The following is a 21,556-nucleotide window of genomic DNA, read 5'->3' as shown; positions in this document are numbered from 1 at the left end:
AACTCACACAATTCCTGCGCGGCCGCCAGGCGGGTGCGGCCGGCGCTCGGAATCGGTATGTACCGCTCGTACACTCCGGTTCCTCCGCGCCGTCCGCAGCTGCCTGACGATCGCTCGCTGCGGTTTGTCAGCGCTCTTAGAACTTCCAGGATAACGTCAGCTCCACATCGCGCGGGTCGCCGTAGATCAGCTGGCTCTGGTAGACGATGTTGGCGTAGTAGCGGCGATCGAACAGATTGCGCACATTGAGTTGCGCCGACCATGCCTGGGTGATGTCGTAACGCGCCATCGCATTGGCCAGCACCACGCTGCCCTGGCTGAGCCGCTGCGTGGTGCCCAGCGGACCGGCCATCAATTCGTGGATCGGCGATTGCCAGCTCAGCCCGCCACCGAGCCGCCATGGCCCGGTCTGCCACCTGGTAAACAACGTCGCTTCGCGACGCGGGCTGGCCGGGTTGACGTCCACGCCGCTGGCGTCGTTGGCATCGAACTGGGCAAACCCGAACGCGATGCGCCATTGCTCGGACAGCTGCCCATCGAGCTGAAACTCCACGCCCTGGCTGACCGTGCCCTTGGCGGCCAGATAGGCCTGGGTGGTGGTGCCCGGCACCAGCTGCCCCGGGTCGTTGACGGCCAGGTTGTCCTGCTCGATACGGAACAGCGCCAGTGCAGCGTTGAGCTGGCCACCGAAATAGGCGCCCTTGGCGCCGACCTCGTAGCTGTTGCCTTCCAGCGGATCCAGATAGCGCCCGCCGCGGTCGCGATTGTTCTGCGGCTTGAAGATGCCGGTGTAGCTGGCATACAGCGAATGATGCTCGTCCACATCGAAGATCAGGCCGGCATACGGCGTGGTGCGGCCTCGGCGCGCGTAGGAATTGGCCGGCTGCAGCTGATCTGTGCTTTTCCAGTCGGTGACGCGCGCGCCCACGATCGCCTTCAGCGCATCGCTCAGCTGGAAGCGCCCGGCCGCATAGGCGGCCACCTGGCGCACCTGGCGCTCTTCGCCCTTGCTCAGCGGCGACCACGCCGGCTGCGCCATGCTGCCGGTCCAGGCGTAGACGCTTTCGGCCACCAGCGGTTGCAATGGCAAGTTGGACCAGCTGCGGATGGTGCGGTTCATCCAGGTGGCGCCGGCCACGATCTCGTGCTCGCGGCCCCACAGCCCCAGCGGCAGGCTGACATAGGCATCCAGACTGTTTTGCGCGCTGAGCGTGGGGTAGCTGCCGCCGAAGGTGCTGGCCAGGCCCAGGCCGGTGTCCTTGTCCGGATAATCCAGATAGCCGAACAGCACCGACTTCCAGTCGGTTTCAAAACGCTGATGCGAATACTCCATGTGCAGCTGCGCGCCGTTGTCGAAGCGATGGGTCAGCCCGGCGAAGGCGTTGGTGGTATCGGCCACGCCACGCGCCCAGCGCGGCGTGAACGCATCCGAGCGAGCGAAGTCGGTGCGGCTGCCATCGCTGAAATACGCCGGCACCCCGCCCCAGGTGGTGCCGCGCCCGTCGTTGCGCTGCTTGTTGACGCCGATATAGCCGCTGGTGGACGCGCTGAAATCGGCGTCGACAATGCCGTAGAACAACATGGATTGCTTGCTGTAGTAATCGCGGAACGACTGCTTGTCTTCGTAGCTGGCCACCACGCGGCCGCGCACGCTGCCGGCGGCATTTAGGGGCGACTGCAGATCGGCAGTGCCGCGATAGCGATCCCAGCGACCGGCCGACAGATCCACGCGGCCGGTGGCCACACCGCTGTCGGCGTGCTTGCGCAACAGGTCGATGGAGGCGGCCGGGCTGCCCGCACCGGAGGTCAGGCCGTTGGCGCCGCGGACGATTTCCACCCGATCGTAGATCGCCATGTTCTGCTGCACATCGCCGCTGTAGTCGGTGGGAATGCCGTCGATGCGGTAGTAATCCACCTCGAAGCCGCGCGCGGTGATGTAGGTGCGCTCGGTATCCCAGGTCGGCGAATTGAAGCCGGCCACGGTGTCGGTGACGTCCTGCAGCGATTGCAGGTTGCGATCGACGATCTGCTGGCGCGTCACCACCACCACCGACTGCGGCGTATCGCGCGGCGACAGCTCCAGCTTGGTCGAACTGCGGGCGATATCGGCAGTGTAGGAATCGCGCCCCTCGGTGGCGGCACCGCGATGCGCCTGGACCTGCAGGCCATCCAGATCGACCGGATCGCGCGTGCCCGACTGCGCGGCAACCATCCACGGCCACGCACAGGCCACGGCCAGCAGGCACTGCGTCAAACCGACGCGCGAGAAACGCAAATCCGCACACACGGCGGCGCGCGCGGAGACACTGCGATGAAACATGGGGTCAGCCTCATGATCGAAAACTGCCGTCGACGACGGCCATGGAGGCTGGCGCGGATCGCAGCGCGATACAGCACGATCCGAAAGCTGGCTGGGGCGCGCATGTTCGATCTGCTTGAAACTGCTGTCAATAGAACCCAGCCGCGCGGAACTGACCCTGCGGCACGCACCGGTGTGACCTGACGGCACACCACTCGCATGCGACGCGATGGAAACTTCCGCGTTACACATCCATACGCACTGCCACCTCTGCGTTCGTTGTATTGCCGCGTCTGGCTCCCTGCCCCGGCACCTGGCTGCCGCGCCAGCCCAGCCAAGGCAACAGGCAGCGCGCGCACCGATCGGCGGCGACCACAGGCGCTACCGGCAGCAGCGGCCTGACCGTGCACGCTGGCGTATCGCCGCACTCCCGATGCAACGCGGCGCACCCACTGCGTCAGCCGCAGGCGCCGACGCGCTGAGCCACGGCGCCGCGTGCGCTGGCAGCGCCCACCGCCCGCGCCGATCTCAATCCGGCCGCCGCCCCGCCAGTCCGCGCGCCTGCATCGCCTCCAGCACGCCGCGCAGGATGGTGAGGTTGTGGCCGTGCGCGGCGCCCTCGTGCAGCAACACGATCGCGCCGGGCTGCAGGTCGCGCACGATGCGCGCCACGGTGGCGTCCGGCTCGCAACGCACGCCGTCGAAGCCTCGCGCGCTCCAGGCCACCCGGGTCAGCCCGTGCGCGCGCAGCGGCGAGGCGACGAAGGGATTGGTCATGCCCACCACCGAGCGGTACAGCCGCGGCGCCTGCCCGGTGATGGCCGCCAGCGTGCGCTGCGCCCGGCCGATCTCCTGCGCCATGCGGCGCGGTCCCAGCGCCCAGAACCAGGCCTGCGGATGGGTATGGCTGTGATTGCCGATGCCGTGCCCGCGCCGCACGATCTCGCGCACCAGCTCCGGCCGCTGCTCGGCGCGTGCACCGACCACGAAGAATGTCGCCTGGGCGTCATAGGCGTCGAGCAGATCGAGAATGGCCGGGGTGTCGTCGGAGGGGCCGTCGTCGATGGTCAGCCACACCTGCGGCGCCCGCCCGGGCAGCCGCGCCAGCACCGGCGCGTACAGCCGTGCACGCGGCAGGAACACCGGCACCACGAACAGCGCATGCGACAGCAACAGCGCAGGCAGGCCCCAGGCCCAGCCCAGGTGCCACCACAGCAGCGCCACCGCCGCCTGCGAGAGGGCGAACAGGCCCACCCAGCGGTAGGGGCGCGAGGGGGTGCGATACAGCGTTTCCGGCGTGGTCATGCCGCATGATGCCATGCGGCGTAGAATGGACGGTCTCCACGACCCGACCGAAGTGCTGCCATGTCCCTCGATCCCGCCCTGCGTTCCCGTATCGATACGCTGCTGCAATCCAGCCGCGTGGTGCTCTTCATGAAAGGCCAGCCCGGCATGCCGCAGTGCGGTTTTTCGGCCAAGGCGGTGGGCGTGCTGGACGGCCTGGGCATCGACTATGCCCACGTCAACGTGCTGGCCGACCAAGAGATCCGCGAGGGCATCAAGGCCTATGGCGACTGGCCGACCATTCCGCAGCTGTACGTGGACGGCGAGCTGGTCGGCGGCAGCGACATCATCGTGCAGATGGCCGACAGCGGCGAGTTGAGCAGCATGCTCGGCCTGCAGGCGCCGGACCGCAGCCCGCCCAAGATCACCATCACCCCGGCGGCGGTGGACATGCTCAAGGGCGCGCTGGCCGACGCGCCGGATGCTTCGCTGACGCTGGCCATCGACGCCAACTTCCAGCCCAACTTCCAGCTAGCGCCGACCAACCCGAACGCCATCGCGGCCGAATCCAACGGGCTGCGCGTGCAGTTCGACCTGGCCAGCGCGCGCCGCGCCGACGGCATCACCATCGACTGGGTCGACGACATCCGCGGCCGCGGCCTGGCCATCGACAATCCGAATGCGCCCAAGCCGGTGCAGGAGCTGTCGGTGCGCGATGCCGACGACCGCCTCAAGGCCGGCAGCCTGACCCTGGTGGACGTGCGCCCGGCCGACGAACGTGCACTGGCCACGGTGGCCGCACCGTTCCGCACCCTGGATGCGCACGAGCGCCAGGCGATCGAACAGTTGCCCAAGGACACCCCGCTGGCGTTCCTGTGCCACCGCGGCGGGCGCAGCCTGCAGGCGGCCGAGCATTTCCGCGGCCTGGGCTTCACCAATGTCTACAACGTCACCGGCGGTATCGACGCGTGGTCGGACGAGGTGGACAACGGCGTGGCCAAGTACTGAGCCTGGCCAGGCACCGCTGACCCAAACGGGCGCCCCACGGGGCGCCCGTTTTGGTATGGACCGATGTCAGTCAGCGATCACCTGCGCCAACTGCAGGCGACCGGCTCGCCCGTCGCGTGACTGCGGCCGCCGCATGGCGTGAACGATGCAGCCGCGCACCGGGAGGCGGCCCGGATCTGCCGATGCCGATGCCGATGCCGATGCCAGCGTCAGCCAGCAAACCCGCCATCATCCAGAAACTGCCGCTCCTCGGCCGTGGTCGCACGCCCCAGCACCGCATTGCGATGCGGAAAGCGGCCAAAGCGCTGGATGATCTGCTGGTGCTCCAGCGCCCATCGCGTGGTTTCCGCATCGTCCAATGCGCCGATCAGCTGCACTGCGCGCGCCTGTTCCTGCAGATCCTCGGCATGCTCGAACGGCAGATAGAAGAACAGCCGCAATTGCGCCGACACCTGTTGATCGAAACCGCGTTCCAGCGACTGCCGGGCGCACTGCAGTGCCAGTCCGTCGGTAGCGTAGGCATGCGCGCTGCCACGAAAGGCATTGCGCGGAAACTGGTCCAGCAGGATCAGCAAGGCCAGCGCGTCTTCGGCACGCTCCATCCAGTGCGCATACTCCCCGCGCGAGGCAGCGAAATGCTGCTCGCTGAAATGCTGGCGGAAGTTGGCATCGAACGCATCGTTGTGCGTGAACCAACGCGCCGCCCCGGCCAGCTCCCAAAAAGCCAGCACCACATCGGCCTGTTTGTTGCGTTCTGTTTTGGCAATCATCGACGCTCCCCCTGAGGAATACGGCACAGCATGCGCTCTTGCACGTGACGAGGCAGCCGCGACCGCAACCTTCAGCACTTGGCAAGTACCGCGCCGACGGCTAGGTTTGCGGCCTGTGCTTTCGTGTCACCGGGGAAATCCATGCGTTCCATCCTGTTCGCCGCCCTTGGCGCGGCGCTGCTGTGCGGGCCCGCGTCTGCGGCATCGCGTTTCGTGCAAGACCCCTACCCCAGCACCTACCGCGCGCTGGCGTCCGGTCCGGTGCTGATCCAGCACGCCACGGTCCTGACCGGCACCGGCGAGCGGCTGGACGATGCCGACGTGCTGCTGCGCGACGGCAAGGTGGCCGCCGTCGGCCGCGCGCTCGAGGCGCCGGCCGATGCGCGTCGCATCGATGGCACCGGCAAGTGGGTGACGCCCGGCATCATCGACGTGCACTCGCATCTGGGCGTATATCCCAGCCCCGGCGTCAGCGCGCACAGCGACGGCAACGAGATGACCGCGCCGGTCACGCCCAACGTGTGGGCCGAACATTCGATCTGGCCGCAGGACCCGGGCTTCGGCACGGCGCTGGCCGGCGGCATCACCTCGCTGCAGATCCTGCCCGGCTCGGCCAACCTGATCGGCGGACGCGGCGTCACGCTCAAGAACGTGGCCTCCACCACCTACCAGGGCATGAAATTCCCGGGCGCGCCGTGGGGCCTGAAGATGGCCTGCGGCGAGAACCCCAAGCGCGTGTACGGCGAGAAGGGCGGCCCCGGCACCCGCATGGGCAACGTGGCCGGCTACCGCGCCGCCTTCATCGATGCGGCCGAATACCTACAGAAGAACGCACCGAAGAAGAATTCCGAAAAGAAGCGCCGTTGGTGGAGCCGCGGCGGCGACAACGACAGCAGCGGCGATGCCGGCGGCAAGCGTGACCTCAAGCTCGACACCCTGGCCGGCGCCATCAACGGCGACATCCGCGTGCACATCCACTGCTACCGCGCCGACGAAATGGCCACCATGCTGGATCTCTCGAAAGAATTCGGCTTCCACATCGCCGCCTTTCACCATGGCGTGGAGGCCTACAAGCTGGCCGACCGCCTGGCCCAGGACAACGTCTGCGGCGCGCTGTGGGCCGATTGGTGGGGCTTCAAGATGGAAGCCTTCGATGGCATCCAGGAGAACATCGCGCTGGTCGACCGCCCGGCCAACAGCTGCGCCATCGTGCATTCGGATTCGGAAGAAGGCATCCAGCGGCTCAACCAGGAGGCCGCCAAGGTGATTGCCAACGCGCGCCGCAGCGGCATGGAGATTGCGCCCGAACGTGCGATCCGCTGGCTCACCAGCAATGCCGCCAAGGCGCTGGGCATCGAGCAGCAGACCGGTACCTTGGAGCCGGGCAAGATGGGCGATCTGGTGGTGTGGAACGGCAACCCCTTCAGCTCCTACGCGCTGGCCGAACAGGTGTACATCGACGGCGCGCAGGTCTACGACCGCCATAACCGCGCATTGCAGCCGGTCTCGGACTTCATGCTCGGCCAGGAGGTGGCACGATGAGCCGCACCCGCATTGATCGCCCGCGTTTGCGCGCATTGTCGGCCCTGCTGCTTGCGGCCCTGGCGCTGCCCGCCGCCGCCCAGCAGTTACTGATCCGCGGCGCCACCGTGCACACCGCCACCGCGCAGGGCACGCTGCAGAACACCGACGTGCTGGTGCAGGGCGGCGTGATCCGCGCCATCGGCAGCAACCTCGCAGCGCCGGCCGATGGCCGCGTGATCGATGCCCGTGGCCGGCCGCTGACCCCTGCCTTGTTCGGCGGCATCACCGAGATCGGCATCGAGGAGATCTCCGGCGAGGACAGCACCGTGGACAGCGGCGTCAAGCTGGCCGATCAACCGATGCGCCCGGAGTTCGACGTCACCCTGGCCTACAACCCCGAGTCGGTGCTGGTGCCGGTGGCGCGCGTGGAAGGCATCGGCTTCACCGCACTGGGGGCGACCACCAGTGGCGCCTTCATCGCCGGCCAGGGCGGCATCGTGCGGCTGGATGGCAGCCCGGATCCGGTGGGCCCGCATGCCTTGTTTCTGCGCATCGGCGCGGCCGCCTCCGACCTGACCGGCAGCTCGCGCGCCGCGCAGTGGATGCTGCTCGATCAACTGGTGGCCGAAGCGCGCGGCCGCGTGCCGGCCGATTCGCCGCATGCCTTGCTGACCCCGGTCGGGCGCAGCGTGCTGGCCAAGTATCTGGCCGGGCAAGGCCGCATCGTGGTGCAGGTGGAACGCGCCGCCGATATCCGCCAGTTGTTGCGCTGGGCGCAGCGCGAGAAGGTGCGCATCGCCATCGCCGGTGGCGCCGAAGCCTGGAAGCTGGCGCCGCAACTGGCCCAGGCCAGGGTGCCGGTGCTGGTGAATGCCCTGGCGGATCTGCCGGCCACCTTCGACCAGATCGGCGCCACGCTGGAGAACGCCGCACGCCTGCGTGCGGCCGGGGTGGAGGTCAGCTTCAGCCAGAGCGGCGATGCCTCGCACAACGCGCGCAAGCTGCGCCAGCTGGCCGGCAATGCGGTGGCCAACGGCCTGCCGTGGGAATCGGGCCTGGCCGGGCTGACCCGCGTACCGGCGGAGATCTTCGGCGTGGCCGATCGCATCGGCAGCATCGCGGTGGGCAGGCAGGCCGACCTGGTGTTGTGGGAAGGCGACCCGCTGGACGTGGCGCACTACGCCGAGCAGGTGTGGCTGGGCGGGCGCGAAATGCCGATGCGCTCGCGCCAGACCGAGCTGCGCGACCGCTACATGCCGCAGGCCGGCCCGTTGCCGCGTGCCTATCTGAAGTGATTGCCTGTGGCCTGCGGCGTGCCCTGTGCGCGCCGCGCACGCATCGCGCCGATTCCCGTTGTGCTGGCGCAGTGCGTACCGGCGCACTGCTTCACGGCTCCGCTGCCATTTCAGCGCGATGCGCTCGCCAAGGATTGCTCATGCGCCTGCCACCTGCCCTGCTGTCGTCGCTGTTCGCGTTATCGCTGCCGTTGCTGCCGCTGCCGGCGCTGGCCCAATCGGGATGGATCAATCGGCAGGGCGAGGCGCTTCCCGAATCGCCCAGTCGGAAAACGGTCCAGGGCCTCGGCGCCAGCCTGTTGCTGACCGCCGATACGGACTGGGCGGCGAAATGGAACACGCCCAGCGACACCACGCCGCACTTCAACGAAGTGGACCATGTCGGCACCGGCGATTCGCTGTTCCTGCTGATCTTTCTCTCCAACCCGGGCCTGGATGCGCAGCATCGCGCCGATGTGGTGTGCAGCATCCGGGTGATCGACCCGGCCGGACATGCCGAACAGAAAGTGATCGATGCGCCATGCCTGCAGGGAAAGATAAGCGGCGATCCGCGCAACGTCTTTCTCGCAAACCTCGGCCTGACCATCCGCGCCGAGGCCGGCGACCTGCCGGGCCGGTGGCAGCTGCAGGTCACCCTCACCGACCGCCAGCGTGGCATCAGCATCCCGCTCGGCACCACCTATACGCAGGGCCGCCAACGCAGGCGCGCGACGACACGATGAGCCGCCTGTCGCTGCGCGTACGCGCCCTCTACCTGCTGCTCGCCGGCGCCGTGTTTGCCATCGAAGTCGCGATTGGCGCCGGCAGGCTCGGCGGGCCGTGGGTGCGCGGCAGCCTGGGCGACGTGCTGGCGGTGATCCTGATCTACTGCGGACTACGCGGCGTGCTGGCGCCCGCACCACGCTGGGCCTGCGTGCTGGCAGTGGCCAGCGGGTGCCTGATCGAAAGCCTGCAGGCGATCCACCTGGCCGACCGCCTGGGGCTGCGCCCTGGCAGCGTCGCCTATATCGCGCTCGGCAATACCGCCACCGCGCACGATCTGCTCATGTACCTGATCGGCGGTGGTCTGGCGTACATGGGCGATGTGCTGTCATGGCGTGCTGCCGCCTCCGGCCGGCAGCCTCCACTGCAGTGACGCAGCCCAGCAGGCCTATCGCATGTTTTCGGTTTTACTCCTGGCACCGCTCGACAGCCGTGGCGTCCCGCCCTGGCAGATGCCGTGTTCCCGCATTGCCGCTGCACGACCGTGAGTTCGCTGTTTCAGGGCGGCGGATTGCGTTCGATCGAGCGCAACGTGTTGCGCCAAGCCCCAGCCAATCTGCAGTGCGGGATGGAGGCGGTAGGCGGGCGCCTGATCCTCACCGCCGACGCGCTGCTGTTTCAACCACAGGCCTTCGATGTGCGGACACGGTCGCTGAGCATACCGTTGCGGCAGATCGTGGCGATGCAGCCCTGCTGGACGCGCCTGCTCGGCCTGGTGCCGATCGCGCCCACAGCGTTGGCGGTGCACGTGAGTGATGGAAACGCCTACCGCTTCGTGATCGGCAAGCGCGAGCAATGGATGGCCACGATCGCCTCGGTGCGCGAAGCATTGCGCTGAGCCGTGAATGACGTCGGCGTGTCGTAAGGGCAGCGAACCAATTCGACTACCCCATCGCCATGCGCGACGCTGCTCGGTCTGGCAGCGCCCCGCTGCGCATCCTAGCCGCTGCGGCGGCGCGCGCTGCTGCTGCCTGTTGCGCTCGCCCAGCGTGCCGATCGATCGGCGACGCCTGCACTCTGCCAACCACTCCAAACTTCATTACTGGAATATCGAACAGTGCGCACGTTCTGTGCCTCCGGCGCTCGCCGCCGCTGTCGCGCCCGCCTAGGATCGCATGCATGCATCGCAACGATGCCCTGCTTCCGAACGGAGACCAGCATGGCCCGCCATCGTTTGTACACCCTCGCCTGCGCACTGTTGTTGTCCGCCGGCGTCAGCGCACCGGCGATGGCCGCATTCGGCTTCACCCGCAGCGGCGAGCGCGTGGTGGTGGACACCGGCGCGGAGTTGGTGTTTTCGGTCAACGCCAGCAATGGCGATATCGTCTCGATGCGTTATCGCGGCAACGAGCTGCAGACCACCGAATCCAAGGGCTCGCATATCGCTTCCGGACTAGGCAGCGCCAGCGTGGACGCACGCGTGGTGGGTGGGGCGATCGTGGTGTCGGCCAAGGCCGGCGATCTGATCCAGTACTACATCGTCCGCAAGGGCCGCAATGCGATCTACATGGCCACCTATGCGCCAACCCTGCTACCGGTGGGCGAACTACGCTTCATTGCGCGGCTGAATGTCGGCAAGCTGCCCGCTGCGCAGCAGGAACCGGATTCCAGCGTCGGTACGGTCATCGAAGGCGAAGACGTGTTCCTGCTGCCGGATGGGCGCACCAGCTCCAAGTTCTACTCCGCACGACGGATGATGGACGACCAGGAGCATGGCGTCAGCGGCTCCGGCGTTGCGGTGTTCATGCTGATGGGCAATCGCGAGCACAGCTCGGGCGGACCGTTCTTCAAGGACATCGCCACGCAGAAAACCCGCGTGACGCATGAGCTCTACAACTACATGTACTCCGACCATACCCAGACCGAGGCGTTTCGCGGTGGCCTGCATGGCGTCTATGGCCTGCTGTTCACCGATGGCGGTGCGCCATCCAGCGCACAACGCAGCACCGATTTCATCGATGCCACCCTGGGGCTCAGCGGCTACCTGGCCGGTAGCGGGCGCGGCGGCGTCAGCGGGCGGGTGAGCGGCGTGCCGGCCGGCCAACCGGCGGTGATCGGACTGCGCAACGCGCAGGCGCAGTACTGGGCTACCGCCAATGGCAGCGGCGATTACCAGATTGCCGGGGTACGCCCGGGCCGCTACCGCATGACGCTGTATCAACACGAGCTGGAGGTGGCGCAACGCGATGTCGAAGTCTTCGCCAATGCCACCGCACAGGCCGCCTTGCAGGCGACGGTCCTGCCGGGCGCGGTGAAGTGGCAGATCGGCGTTGCCGATGGCACGCCGGGTGGATTCCGGCATGCCGACCTGCTGCCACGCGCGCATCCTTCCGACACGCGCATGCGCTGGGCCCCGCTCACCTATACCGTAGGTTCCAGCAATGCGGGCAGTTTTCCGGCAGTGCAGTGGCGCGGCATCAACACGCCCACCCGTATCGACTTCACGCTGGCAGCCAACGCGGTGCGCGCTTATCGCCTGCGCATCTTCGTTCCGCTGGCACAGGCCGGTGGGCGCCCGCAGGTCAGCGTGAATGCACGCTGGAACGGGCCGGTGCCTGCCGCGCCTACGCAGCCCAGGACGCGTGGCATCACCCGCGGCACCACGCGCGGCAACAACACGCTGTACGAGGTGGACATTCCGGCATCCGCACTGCAGACGGGCACCAACCGCATCGAGATCGGCATTGCCTCGGGATCGCCGGACAACGGCTACCTGAGCCCAGCCTTTGTGCTGGACAGCGTGCAGCTGGTGGTGCTGTAGCGCGACCGGCATGTCCTCCACCGCGCGCAGCCGCCGCGGTGGAGGACATGGATTCAGCAACAGCCCTGCGCGCGAGCAGGCAGCTATCGGCCATGCTGCCGGGCAGCTGCGGCTCACCGCGATGCCTGGCCCATGGTTCGAAAACCTCGCTGACCATGCGCCGCGGTAACCCACGATGCAGCAAGCACCGGATCACGTCGCAGCGATCGAGCCGCTCAACGACACCGTGCCCATCCCGCCGGTGACCTCGAAGCCAGCCTCCACCACCTGCAGGTACAGGTCGCTGCTGTAGCGACCATCGCTGCCACGCAAGGCCTGCAGTTTGGTCAGGAACTCCTTGACGTCCGCATTGAGGTTGCCCTTGGCCGAAAGCGGATTGCTGTTGCCGGCCGTGCCATGCGGAATGAAGGTGGACACGTAGTAGCCCGCGGCGGCGGCGTTGCCCTCCCGCAGGTCGTAGCTGATGCCACCGGAGGTGATCGCATTGGAGGGGGTGGACTCCAATGATGCATGGGAAGAACGCGCTCACGTCCCCGGCAACACGCCGCGCAGTGGGCGAACAAGGGTTGCTTCATCCAGTGCGACAACGGTTCGTCGTGCACCGAACTCCACGCACTCCCGGGGCGCGGATGGCGTCTCCATGCAAACCGGTCACCATGGTCTCGTCCGAAGTACGGCGCCTGCGCTGCAGGCGTCGCGCACACGACCATGTCATTGCTTCCACGCCGCTGACGTTCGCGGCAGCCACAGCCTGCGCCAACCATCGATGCGGTCTGCTGTTCATCGCGTCCAGCGGACCTGAACCGCCTCGGCGGCGGTCCAGGAACTGTCATCCGTGTCGGGTGTTACTTCGCATCCAGCGTGGCGCTGACCTTGGCCCAGCCGTTGCCGCGCACCACTTCGAAACCCGCTTCGGCCGCATGCAGATACATGCTGTTGTTGTAGCGGCCATCCTTGGAGCGGTTGTTCTGCAGCCAGGTCAGGAACGGCTTGGCATCGATATTGAGACTGCCGCTGGTCTTGAGCGTGGGCTGGCCGGCGGTACCGCTCGGGATGAAGGTGTAGACGTAATAACCGGCGCCGGAGTTGAAGCCTTCCCACAGATCGAAGGTGCGCCCGCCGGCGGTGATCACGTTGGTCGCGGTCACGGTGCCGATCGGCCAGGAATTGTGGTCGCCCCAGATCATCACTTCCAGCTGCGGGTTGCCTTTGCTGGTATCCCAGCGGAAGAAGATGTCGTAGGCGAAATCGCCCGCCAGGTTGCTGCCGCCGGCGCTGTACTTGAACTTGAAGGGTAACGAAGTGATCGAGGAGACCTGCTTGGGAAACAGCTTGTCGCTGGTCGGATTCCAGTCGTAGTGCCAGCCGCGCACGATCGCCGGGTAGCCGTAGAGGTTGTAGTCGGCGAAGTTGAAGGTGACGGTCAGCTCGGGGGTGCTGCCGGTCCCGAAGGTGCCCTGGATGATGTTGTTGGGATCGTTGAAGTTATTGACCCAGGCATAGTGGTTGCCAAAGATCTTGTACGGCCCGGCCAGCGCCGCCGGTGCCAGGGCCACCAGGCCGATGGCCAGCGCCGCCTTCCACCAGCGCGAGGCGCGCCGCCGGGGGCTGGGCGTCAGCGCGCCGGTCTGAGCGAGGGAGTTGGATGGGGTGGTGTGCATTGGACTCTCCATTGTGTTCGGCGCGGCGACACCGGTACGGCGTCACCGAGACCTGCCCTGTAGCGGTCGCGACCGACCCTAGCAGCGCCTGCGCGGGAGGAGCTATACCGATTCCGGCAAGGCGGGCGCGCCAAGCGCGATAGCGGGCGCCACCTGCCACCTCGAGCGTGCCCTGGTCCTCAATTCCCGCCCCTTGCGCAGGCAGGGCGTCATGTTCCGCTCAGCTGCCCAGCCCTGCCGGGTGCACCAATGCTGCACAGCCACATGCACCCGTCGTCCGATTGGGGAGGGCCGGGACGGTCGGGGGACAGGGATGCAGCCGGCGCGGAAGCTGGCGCCGCCCCTGCCGCGACGGCAGGGCGGCGACGGCGCGCCAGGTCCGCGATTGCAGGCCCGCCGGCCCAGGCATTCAGTGCATGGGTCTACGCCTGGGACCGGTTTTGCGATAGCGTTCGCACTTGGAGACGACGCAATAGCCGGAGGGGGCGACGATGCGCATCGGAATCGTGGTGGACAGTGCGTGCGACCTGCCGCAGGACTTCATCCAACGCAACAACGTGATCGTGCTGCCGATCAGCGTACGGATCGGCGAAGCCGTGCTGGCCGATCACCGCGACGAGGAAGCCACGCTGAGCTTTCTGCAGGCGCATGTCGCCGAGCGCGGGCACGAGGCCGAGACCACGCCGTTTTCGGTCAACCAGATCCGCGACCTGTTCCTGCAGCAGTTGGTGATCGACTACGACCATGTGTTCTGCCTGACCATCTCCAAGCTGCGCAGTCAGATCCACGACAACGCGATGCAGGCCAGCTTCGCGATCCTCAACGACTACAAGCCGATCCGCCAGGCTGCCGGCCATAGCTCGCCGTTCGCGCTGCGTGTGATCGACACGCTCAACCTGTTCGCCGGGCAAGGCATCACCGCGGTGGAAGCGGTACGCCTGCGCGAGCAGGGCCAGGGCGTGGCGGCGATCCGCACCCGCCTGGAACAGCTGGCCGAACACACTTATGGGTACATGATTCCGCGCGATCTGTACTACCTGCGCGCGCGCGCCCGCACCAAGGGCGATCGCAGCGTGGGCCTGATCGGCGCCGCGCTGGGCAGTGCGCTGGACATCAAGCCGGTGCTGCGCGCCTACCGCGGCGTCACCGAGCCGGTGGCCAAGCTCAAGGGCTTCGAGCCGTCGGCCGAGAAGTTGTTCGGCTTCACCGTGCGCAAGATCCGCGAAGGCCTGATGACGCCCACGGTGTGCGTGGGTTACGGCGGCGAGCTGTCCGAGCTGCATGCGCTGCCCGGCTACACCGCGCTGCAGGCTGCCTGCCAGACCCATGGCGTGGAAATGTTCGAAAGCGTGATGAGCCTGACCGGCATGGTCAACGTGGGCAAGGGCGCGCTGGCAGTGGCATTCGCCGCCGAGCCGCACAGCTTCTCCGCCTGACGCAACGGCGCGCGGGCGCCTGCGTCCTCGACGGCGTTCTCACCCGGTCTTGGCTAACGTGCCGCCGTCATTCAACGGAAGCCCGCCCATGCCTGTCAGCTACTCGATCAGCCTGCCCGACCCCAAGCTCGCCCGCGGCAGCGCACCGTCGGTGAGCTTCACCGCCAATGGCGCGGAGGCGTTCGCCGAGCAGTTGCAGGCGGCCTTGCGCGACCCGGCCTGGTTCGATCGCTGGCGCCAGCTGCAGGCCGACCCGGACGAGGTGGACCCGGCGCTGGGCATCACCGACCCGGCCGCCACGGTCACCGGCAAACAGCACGATCTACGCGTGGACCTGGTGGCCACCACCAGCATCCCCGGCGATCTGTTCAAGCAGCGCATGCAGGCGCTGGCCGGCGGTCACTGGGAAATGCGCGACGTGCGTTGACGCACGACCATCAGGGCGATGCCGCCACGCTGCCTGCGTGGCGACGCGCTCACTCTTGAACCAGTGCATGGCGCCGCCAGCGCCATTTCAGGTTGACCGCCAGCGTGCCGACCACGATCAGCGCCAGGCCCAGCCACTGCACCGGCACCAGGGCGTGGCCGTACAGCAGATAGTCCAGCAGCAGCGTCACCAGCGGATACACGAACGCCAGCACGGCGATCGTGGCCACCTGCAGATGCCGGTACGCCGAATAGAACAGCACGTACACCACACCGCTGTGTATCACGCCCAAGCCCGCTAGCCAGACCCAGTGCAGGCCCGGGTGCAGCGCGGCGCGGCTGGAAAACCCGGCCAGCAACAACGCACCGACCCAGCATTGCACCGTCACCACCGCCAACGGCCGCTCACGGCTGATGCGGCGCGACATCAACAGCGAGGCACCGCAAAGCAACGCTGCCAGCAGGGTCAGGGCGATGCCCAGCAGGTAGCCGCGATCGGCGGCCTGCCAGAGCCGCCCCGGATCGGCCGAACACGCCACCCCGACGAACGCCAGCACCGTCCAGCCCAGGTCGGCACGGCGGGTGCGCTCGCCCTGCAGCAGCGCCGCCAGCAGCAGCATCACGAACGGAAACACGTGATAGACCATGGTCGCCACGCCGATCGACGAGCGCGCCATGCCCGCGAACAAGGCCACCCAGTTCAGCACCAGCAAGACGCCGCTGACGACTGCGTTGCGCAGCAGCACACCTTCACGCCACAGCCCGCGCAACTGCCCGCCGATCAGGCCGCAGACGGTGAGAAACAACGCACCAAACAGGCAGCGATAGAACACCGCCGTCACCGGATCCTGCCCGCTCTCGTGGACGAACACGCCGACCGAGCCGATCAACACCTCTGCAATCAGCAACTGCCAGATCGCACCTCGCGCAGTGCCGGCCGCTGTCGCCCGAACAGACAAGGCGATGCTCATAGCGCAATCGTTCCCTGCAGATACTGCACAGCGCTGCCGCGCACATGCACATGCTGCGGCTCGATGCGGCATGCCAGCTCGCCACCGCGCGCAGATGCCTGCAGCGCGGTCAACTGCGTCTTGCCCAGCCTGCCCGCCCATAGCGGCGCCAGCGCGGCATGGATCGACCCGGTCACCGGGTCCTCGCTACCGCCATTGGCTGGCCAGAAGTAGCGCGAGACAAAGTCATGCCCGGTCCCTGGCGCGGTGACTGCCACATCGCGCGGCGCCAGCGCCAGCATCCGGCTCAGGTCCGGCACCACCTCCCGCACCTGATTTTCATCGGCATAGACGGCGATATACGCCTGCGCGTTTGCATAGACAGCCTGTGGCGCGATCGACAACGACGCCAACAAGGCTTGCGGCATCACCGGCAGCAATACCGGCATCTGATTAGAGCGTGTTATGAACTTTGAAATAGAGACGCGGCATTTCCAAGCATGAGGATGGAGAAGACGACGAAGTGGAGTCCGGCCAGGGTTTCCGGTAGGCGTTCGTAATCACGGGCCAGGCGTCGGAACCGATTGACCCAACCGAAACTACGCTCTACGACCCAGCGGCGCGGTAGCAATACAAAGCCCTTCTTGGCCTCCGGCAGTTTTACGACGTGCAGCTCGATGCCTTCCTCCAGCGCAGCTTCGGCCGGCCCTTCGCCGGTGTAGCCTTGATCGACGAACGCCAGTTTCACCGTCTCGCCGGTGACATACTGAACTTCCTGCGCCAGCGATCGCACCTGGGCGCGTTCCTGCTCGTTGGCTGGGGTGACCTGCACTGCCAGCAAGTGGCCGAGCGTGTCCACCGCCATGTGCACCTTGCTGCCCTTCTTGCGCTTGTAGCCGTCGTAGCCGGCACGTGGTCCGCTTTCGCATGTGGACTGCACCGTTCGGCCATCCAGGATCACAGCACTGGGCTGCCCCTGCTTGCCTTGCGCCACTCGCAAGATCGAACGCAAGTCGTTGACCATGGCCTCAAAGCAGCCGGCCTGCAACCACCGTTGGGTTTGCTGGTAGACCGCCTCCCACGGCGGAAACTCGTGGGGAATCAAGCGCCAGGGCGCTCCAGCACGCGCCATCCAGCGCAACGCGTTGAACATCAAGCGCAGGTCATACTTGCGCTGCGGTGCCTGTGGATCCATCAGCGTCAAGTAGGGTGCAGCGAAGGCCCATTCTTCATCGGAAACGTCGGTCGGATAAGGGCGTGGTGGCTTCATCCGCTTACGATAGCCGCGAAAGCCTCAAGTTCATAACACGCTCTAGGGAAGCGCAGCTCGAAGGTCTGCTCGGCCACCCGCGTCACCGCGATCTCGCCAACGGCCGGCGCACGCAGTCGCAACGGGAATGCAACCTCCTGATGCGTCGCAATCACCAACGCGCTGGCCAGGGTCGCATGCCCACAGAAGCCGACTTCCTTGCGCGGAGAAAACCAGCGAATGTCGAAGACCCCGCTTTCGTCGCGTACGAAAAATGCGGTCTCCGACAGATTGTGCTCGCTGGCAATCGCCTGCATCAGCGATTCCGGCAACCATTCCTGCAGCGGCACGACAGCCGCAGGATTGCCCTTGAAGCGCACCGTGGTGAACGCATCGACGATGAACACTGAAAGCAGCACGGCCAACCTCGCAGAAAAGAACACCCCTGGCGCACCCGCCGGGCACAGCCAGTCTGCAATGCGCCACACGACCATGACAGATTCAGATACGCTGCAAATCGACCAATACAGATGGAATGCACCGCCACATGCTTCTGTACGAATCGCTGGCCATGCAGCTGCGACAGCAGATCGAAGCGGGCACCCTGCGTGCGGGCGAGCGCCTGCCCTCGATCCGGCAACTGGCCGCCAATCACGGCATCAGCACCGCGACGGCAGTGCAGGCCTGCCTGCAGCTGGAGCGCGAAGGACGCGTGCAGGCGCGGTCGCGCTCCGGATACTTCGTGCGCGCCACCGCCTCTGCACCGCCTGTATCGGCTCCCGCCGCGCGTCGGCGCAAACCCGGCATGGTCGACAGCCCGGCCTTGCAGCGTGTACTCGACACCCTGGCGCGCAACGACCTGGTGCCGTTGCACACCGCCACTCCCGCGCCGGCGCTATTGCCGGCTGCACAGGTGGCTGCCGCCCTGTCGCGTCAGTTGCGCCGCCAACGCACCGCCGCACTGGACTACGCACCGCCACAAGGTCACCTCGCCCTGCGCCGGCAGATCGCACAACGTTACGCACACTGCGCAACCACCGTGCCATCGGAAGAAGTTGTGATCACCGCCGGGGCGATGGAAGCCATCAGCCTGGCACTGCGCACGCTTACCGCACCGGGCGATGTGGTGCTGGTGGAAACGCCCACCTACCACGGCATCCTGCAGGCGGTGGCCGCGTTACGACTCAAGGTGCTGGAAGTTCCCAACCGCGCCGGCCGTGGCATCGATGTGGCGCGCCTGGACGCGCTGCTGCAACGCACGCCGGTGCGAGCCGCCGTGCTGGTGCCCAACTTCAACAATCCCAATGGCAGCCTCACGCCCGACAGTGCCAAACGCGCGCTACTGGATAGCTGCGCGCGTCACGGCACCGTGGTGATCGAAGACGATATCTACGGCGAACTGGATTGGTCGGGCCAGCGACCACGCCCACTGCGTCACTTCGACACGCATGCCAACGTGATCACCTGCGGCTCGTTCTCCAAGGTACTGTCGCCCGGCCTGCGCGTGGGCTGGTTGCTCGGCGGCGACTGGACCGACGCCCTGGTGCGCGCCAAATACTTCTCCACCGTCGGCAGCGCCAGCCTGCCGCAATTGGCCCTGGCCGATTATCTGGCGCGACACGATTTGGAACGGCATCTGCGCAAGCTACGCCGTACCCTGGCCGACAACGGCCAACGCCTGCGCGATGCGATCATGCGCCATTGGCCCGAGGGCACGCGGCTGGGCGACCCAGCCGGCGGACTCTCGCTGTGGCTGCAATTGCCCGATGGTGGCAGTGGACAAGCCTTGTTCGAAGCCGCACTGGCCGAAGGTATCGGCACCTCCCCAGGCCATCTGTATTCCAGCCGTGGCGACTACGTTGATCATCTCCGCCTGACCTGTGGCCAGCCGTGGAGCGACATGCTGGAACGCGCGTTGCGTCGATTGGCCAAGCTTGCCGTACAGGTGGTGCGTTAGCTTGTTATCGGCATCCACTTTAAAATTGGCAATGACGTCATCACTGGTCGATACCTCTACATCGCGGCGGCCCTGACGTCCCACTGCTGCCGATCGACAGCGCGAATCAACAGCCACAGGCAAAACGTCGTCTCGCCCACCAGCACCGGCAACAAGATGCCGGGATTGATCAGCTTGGCGAAGGCAGGCGCCAGCAGCGCGCTGAACGAGGCCACCAGATAGCTGAGTGCAGCCAGCAGCATCAATCCGCCGACGAACCTGGGCAAATAGCGCGATCGCCAGATCAGCGTGCCGCTGACCAGGCAGGCAGCGCCGAAGAAGAGCAGCGCGATATTGAAGCCGATGTCATGGCCGAGCAACGCCAGTGCAGCGAGCGAAGAAGCATGCTTCGCTTCGGCCGCAGACACGCCGCCGGAAGCCAGTGGCAGCACCATCAGCTGGAACACCTTGCTCACGGCTTCCACCGCAAGCGATGCGAGATTCAAAAGGACAAACAGCAGCGCCAAGCCTTTTCCCGCAGGCCGCAGCAGCATGTATTCGATCCATAATTGCACCAGCGCGATCAGCGGCACCAGCAGATTTGCAGCCAGCCCCAACGTCCACAACTGCGCATGCTGGACGATGGCGTGGATCGTGGCGTGAGCATCGCCGGGCACAGTCAAGGCGTTCGCCACATAGCCCTCTGCCAGACCGCCCAGAACGATGACGGCCAGATACAGCGCGCCAGCGAGGCGCGCATAGAACTGCGGGCGAGCTTGAATGTCGTACGCCATGGAGTGATCCGTCTTTCCAAGTTGTGAGCCAGGCCAGCGCGCAGTCACCGCCAGCGGTCGCCGGGCACGCTGATGAACATCGAAACGACGTAGCGCCATGGAATCACGATCGGAAACACCACGACCAGCAGGCAGGCGGACAGCGTGGACCAAGTGCCGGCGTCCATCCTATCGTGCAGTAACCGAGGTGCGGCGACCATCCCGAGCCAGATCAGCTTCCATGCGATCTCGAACAGCAGCAACGGCAGCATTTTCAACGGATGGGCAAGCCCGAGCAGGGCCAGCACGCCCATCGCTCCCAGCATGCACTGCACCACGCCCTCCATCAGTTCCCAGCTGTCGTGCCGCAGCACGATGCCCGGCCAGACCTGCACACCCAGGCCGACCACGAGCAGCAGATAGCCGGCGCGCAGGCCATAGAGCCGCCAGAGCGGCACCTCGCCCGCAGTGTTCCCCAGTGCGCTGGACCCTGCAGCGCCACTGGCAGCGATCTCGGGCGCCATCATTCGACATCCTTGAGTATTTTCTCGATGCCGTCGAGGCGAATACGCATGTCGTTCAATGCGGCCTGCGTTTTTTCGGCCAGCTCGCGGTAGGCCTGGTCGTGATCGAGTTGCGCCTTGGCCTGGCGGATCACCGCAAGATACCGCATGCCGAAGATCAACAAGACCGTACCCAGTGGCAGGCAGATCGTCAAAAGATACAAGTGCTCCGACAAGGCCGTCTCCTATTTTTCCGTCTTGTCGGTCAGCGAGATCGCTGCGTCCGCAATGACCGAAGGTGAAAGTTCCAATCGGAAAGCGCTGACCTCGAAGTAGTTGAGCGCCTTCCCGTCGTGCGATACCTCGAGTTGGCTGGTCACCAGACCTGCGGCCTCGAGCTTGTTCAGATGCAGATGCAATAGCGGACGGCTGATCCCCACTACGCGCGCCAGGCTGCTGATGTAGTTACGCCCACCGGTTTCCAGCGCCGCGATGATCCTCAGCCGATGCGGATTATCCAGCGCCGAAAGAATCTCCAGCAGTCGATCTCCTGCTGTTGCCTCCCCACTTTTCATGCGTAAGAAATATCTGACAGGTGCAGCCATGTCAAGCATTGCAGACGACTTCTTGCAGGATCGCGCTGCTTCAGCGACGGAGCCTGGCTGGCGGTATCAGACAGGCGGCCGGCGTCGTCTGGACGCGATAGTTGCTCGACCAACTGTGGCTGACAACACGTTGCGAGCGGTCGTCAGGTGGGTGCGGGCGGCGCGGAGGAACCGCAGTGTAGGTGTGGTACATGCCGCACCGAGCACCGGCCGCGCCCGCCTGGCGGTGGGAGCAGTCGTTTTGTTAGCTGCTCCAGGACACGCGCGCAAGGCGCTGCATCACGTTGCCGTGCGAGCCAGGTAGTGGCATGGAC

The 21,556-nt window shown here is 66.3% G+C and carries 20 protein-coding genes, 2 other RNA genes and 3 pseudogenes; 11 read left to right on the top strand and 14 right to left on the bottom strand.

Going from position 1 to position 21,556, the window contains the following annotated elements; translation table 11 throughout:
• Positions 1 to 57 precede the first annotated feature (57 nt).
• Positions 58 to 133: non-coding RNA, sX9 sRNA (locus tag ACCQ05_RS04310), on the top strand.
• Positions 134 to 136: 3 nt separating this feature from the next.
• Here the strand turns inward: ACCQ05_RS04310 and ACCQ05_RS04305 are convergent.
• The gene (locus tag ACCQ05_RS04305; RefSeq protein WP_372393022.1) at positions 137 to 2,320 is read right to left on the bottom strand and encodes a TonB-dependent siderophore receptor; all 2,184 of its coding nucleotides are present in this window, start codon (positions 2,318 to 2,320) and stop codon (positions 137 to 139) included.
• 507 nt (positions 2,321 to 2,827) lie between these two features.
• Entirely contained in the window at positions 2,828 to 3,619 is a 792-nt protein-coding gene (locus ACCQ05_RS04300; RefSeq protein ID WP_228962463.1) for a polysaccharide deacetylase family protein, read from the bottom strand.
• A 45-nt stretch (positions 3,620 to 3,664) separates the two neighbouring features.
• On the opposite strand from ACCQ05_RS04300, the gene grxD reads away from it, so the two are divergent.
• Positions 3,665 to 4,591, top strand: coding sequence for a Grx4 family monothiol glutaredoxin (grxD, locus tag ACCQ05_RS04295; protein ID WP_228962462.1), 927 nt, complete (start codon positions 3,665 to 3,667; stop codon positions 4,589 to 4,591).
• A gap of 209 nt (positions 4,592 to 4,800) precedes the next feature.
• On the opposite strand, the gene ACCQ05_RS04290 is transcribed toward grxD, so the two are convergent.
• On the bottom strand, positions 4,801 to 5,361 hold the full coding sequence (locus ACCQ05_RS04290; RefSeq protein ID WP_372393021.1) for a DUF924 family protein: 561 nt from the start codon (positions 5,359 to 5,361) through the stop codon (positions 4,801 to 4,803).
• Between the two features lie 141 nt (positions 5,362 to 5,502).
• Between ACCQ05_RS04290 and ACCQ05_RS04285 the strand changes: the two genes are divergently transcribed.
• The 6 genes from ACCQ05_RS04285 to ACCQ05_RS04260 all read left to right on the top strand — a co-directional run bounded on the left by ACCQ05_RS04285 (position 5,503) and on the right by ACCQ05_RS04260 (position 11,703).
• On the top strand, positions 5,503 to 6,903 hold the full coding sequence (locus ACCQ05_RS04285) for an amidohydrolase (protein ID WP_372393020.1): 1,401 nt from the start codon (positions 5,503 to 5,505) through the stop codon (positions 6,901 to 6,903).
• Complete coding sequence (locus ACCQ05_RS04280; protein WP_372393019.1) at positions 6,900 to 8,180, top strand: amidohydrolase family protein; 1,281 nt, start codon at positions 6,900 to 6,902, stop codon at positions 8,178 to 8,180. The genes ACCQ05_RS04285 and ACCQ05_RS04280 overlap by 4 nt, the downstream gene beginning before the upstream one ends.
• 140 nt (positions 8,181 to 8,320) lie before the next feature.
• Positions 8,321 to 8,902, top strand: coding sequence for a hypothetical protein (locus ACCQ05_RS04275; RefSeq protein WP_372393018.1), 582 nt, complete (start codon positions 8,321 to 8,323; stop codon positions 8,900 to 8,902).
• Positions 8,899 to 9,315 carry a ribosomal maturation YjgA family protein gene (locus ACCQ05_RS04270; RefSeq protein WP_372393017.1) on the top strand — a complete coding sequence of 139 codons (417 nt, stop codon included), beginning with the start codon at positions 8,899 to 8,901 and terminating at the stop codon, positions 9,313 to 9,315. The genes ACCQ05_RS04275 and ACCQ05_RS04270 overlap by 4 nt, the downstream gene beginning before the upstream one ends.
• Before the next feature lie 138 nt (positions 9,316 to 9,453).
• The gene (locus ACCQ05_RS04265; RefSeq protein ID WP_372393923.1) at positions 9,454 to 9,780 is read left to right on the top strand and encodes a hypothetical protein; all 327 of its coding nucleotides are present in this window, start codon (positions 9,454 to 9,456) and stop codon (positions 9,778 to 9,780) included.
• Between the two features lie 321 nt (positions 9,781 to 10,101).
• On the top strand, positions 10,102 to 11,703 hold the full coding sequence (locus ACCQ05_RS04260) for a rhamnogalacturonan lyase B N-terminal domain-containing protein (protein ID WP_372393016.1): 1,602 nt from the start codon (positions 10,102 to 10,104) through the stop codon (positions 11,701 to 11,703).
• Between the two features lie 192 nt (positions 11,704 to 11,895).
• On the opposite strand, the pseudogene ACCQ05_RS04255 reads toward ACCQ05_RS04260, so the two are convergent.
• Positions 11,896 to 12,198: pseudogene (locus tag ACCQ05_RS04255) on the bottom strand (cellulase); the annotation flags it as partial.
• A gap of 350 nt (positions 12,199 to 12,548) precedes the next feature.
• Positions 12,549 to 13,364: a GH12 family glycosyl hydrolase domain-containing protein gene (locus tag ACCQ05_RS04250; protein WP_228962450.1), complete on the bottom strand. Its 816-nt coding sequence runs from the start codon at positions 13,362 to 13,364 to the stop codon at positions 12,549 to 12,551.
• 491 nt (positions 13,365 to 13,855) lie between these two features.
• On the opposite strand from ACCQ05_RS04250, the gene ACCQ05_RS04245 reads away from it, so the two are divergent.
• Both ACCQ05_RS04245 and ACCQ05_RS04240 read left to right on the top strand, forming a co-directional pair.
• Complete coding sequence (locus tag ACCQ05_RS04245; protein WP_372393015.1) at positions 13,856 to 14,800, top strand: DegV family protein; 945 nt, start codon at positions 13,856 to 13,858, stop codon at positions 14,798 to 14,800.
• A gap of 88 nt (positions 14,801 to 14,888) precedes the next feature.
• Positions 14,889 to 15,227: a hypothetical protein gene (locus ACCQ05_RS04240; protein WP_104543363.1), complete on the top strand. Its 339-nt coding sequence runs from the start codon at positions 14,889 to 14,891 to the stop codon at positions 15,225 to 15,227.
• Positions 15,228 to 15,276: 49 nt separating this feature from the next.
• Here ACCQ05_RS04240 and ACCQ05_RS04235 read toward each other — a convergent pair whose 3' ends face one another.
• The 4 genes and pseudogenes from ACCQ05_RS04235 to ACCQ05_RS04220 form a co-directional block, all read right to left on the bottom strand.
• On the bottom strand, positions 15,277 to 16,197 hold the full coding sequence (locus ACCQ05_RS04235) for a DMT family transporter (RefSeq protein ID WP_372393014.1): 921 nt from the start codon (positions 16,195 to 16,197) through the stop codon (positions 15,277 to 15,279).
• Positions 16,194 to 16,631, bottom strand: a pseudogene (locus ACCQ05_RS04230) (PhzF family phenazine biosynthesis protein); the annotation flags it as partial. The gene ACCQ05_RS04235 and the pseudogene ACCQ05_RS04230, both read right to left, overlap by 4 nt.
• A gap of 8 nt (positions 16,632 to 16,639) precedes the next feature.
• Positions 16,640 to 17,446: an IS5 family transposase gene (locus ACCQ05_RS04225; RefSeq protein ID WP_372360436.1), complete on the bottom strand. Its 807-nt coding sequence runs from the start codon at positions 17,444 to 17,446 to the stop codon at positions 16,640 to 16,642.
• A 44-nt stretch (positions 17,447 to 17,490) separates the two neighbouring features.
• Positions 17,491 to 17,844: pseudogene (locus ACCQ05_RS04220) on the bottom strand (PhzF family phenazine biosynthesis protein); the annotation flags it as partial.
• 128 nt (positions 17,845 to 17,972) lie between these two features.
• Here ACCQ05_RS04220 and ACCQ05_RS04215 point away from each other — a divergent pair.
• Positions 17,973 to 19,382 (top strand): aminotransferase-like domain-containing protein, encoded by a 1,410-nt coding sequence (locus ACCQ05_RS04215; RefSeq protein ID WP_372393013.1) that lies wholly within the window; start codon positions 17,973 to 17,975, stop codon positions 19,380 to 19,382.
• Between the two features lie 56 nt (positions 19,383 to 19,438).
• On the opposite strand, the gene ACCQ05_RS04210 is transcribed toward ACCQ05_RS04215, so the two are convergent.
• From ACCQ05_RS04210 to ACCQ05_RS04190, 5 genes are all read right to left on the bottom strand, one after another.
• Positions 19,439 to 20,155, bottom strand: a complete 717-nt coding sequence (locus tag ACCQ05_RS04210) for a DUF4386 domain-containing protein (protein ID WP_372393012.1) — start codon at positions 20,153 to 20,155, stop codon at positions 19,439 to 19,441.
• 44 nt (positions 20,156 to 20,199) lie between these two features.
• Complete coding sequence (locus ACCQ05_RS04205) at positions 20,200 to 20,658, bottom strand: hypothetical protein (protein ID WP_372393011.1); 459 nt, start codon at positions 20,656 to 20,658, stop codon at positions 20,200 to 20,202.
• On the bottom strand, positions 20,658 to 20,873 hold the full coding sequence (locus ACCQ05_RS04200) for a hypothetical protein (protein WP_372393010.1): 216 nt from the start codon (positions 20,871 to 20,873) through the stop codon (positions 20,658 to 20,660). The genes ACCQ05_RS04205 and ACCQ05_RS04200 overlap by 1 nt, the downstream gene beginning before the upstream one ends.
• A gap of 9 nt (positions 20,874 to 20,882) precedes the next feature.
• Positions 20,883 to 21,251 (bottom strand): ArsR/SmtB family transcription factor, encoded by a 369-nt coding sequence (locus ACCQ05_RS04195; RefSeq protein ID WP_372393009.1) that lies wholly within the window; start codon positions 21,249 to 21,251, stop codon positions 20,883 to 20,885.
• A 108-nt stretch (positions 21,252 to 21,359) separates the two neighbouring features.
• Positions 21,360 to 21,435: non-coding RNA, sX9 sRNA (locus tag ACCQ05_RS04190), on the bottom strand.
• Positions 21,436 to 21,556 lie beyond the last annotated feature (121 nt).

The organism is Xanthomonas sp. NCPPB 3582 (genome assembly GCF_041475735.2).
Lineage (GTDB): Bacteria > Pseudomonadota > Gammaproteobacteria > Xanthomonadales > Xanthomonadaceae > Xanthomonas > Xanthomonas codiaei.
Note: the sequence above shows the minus strand (reverse complement) of the source record. Positions and strands in the feature narration are given on the sequence as shown.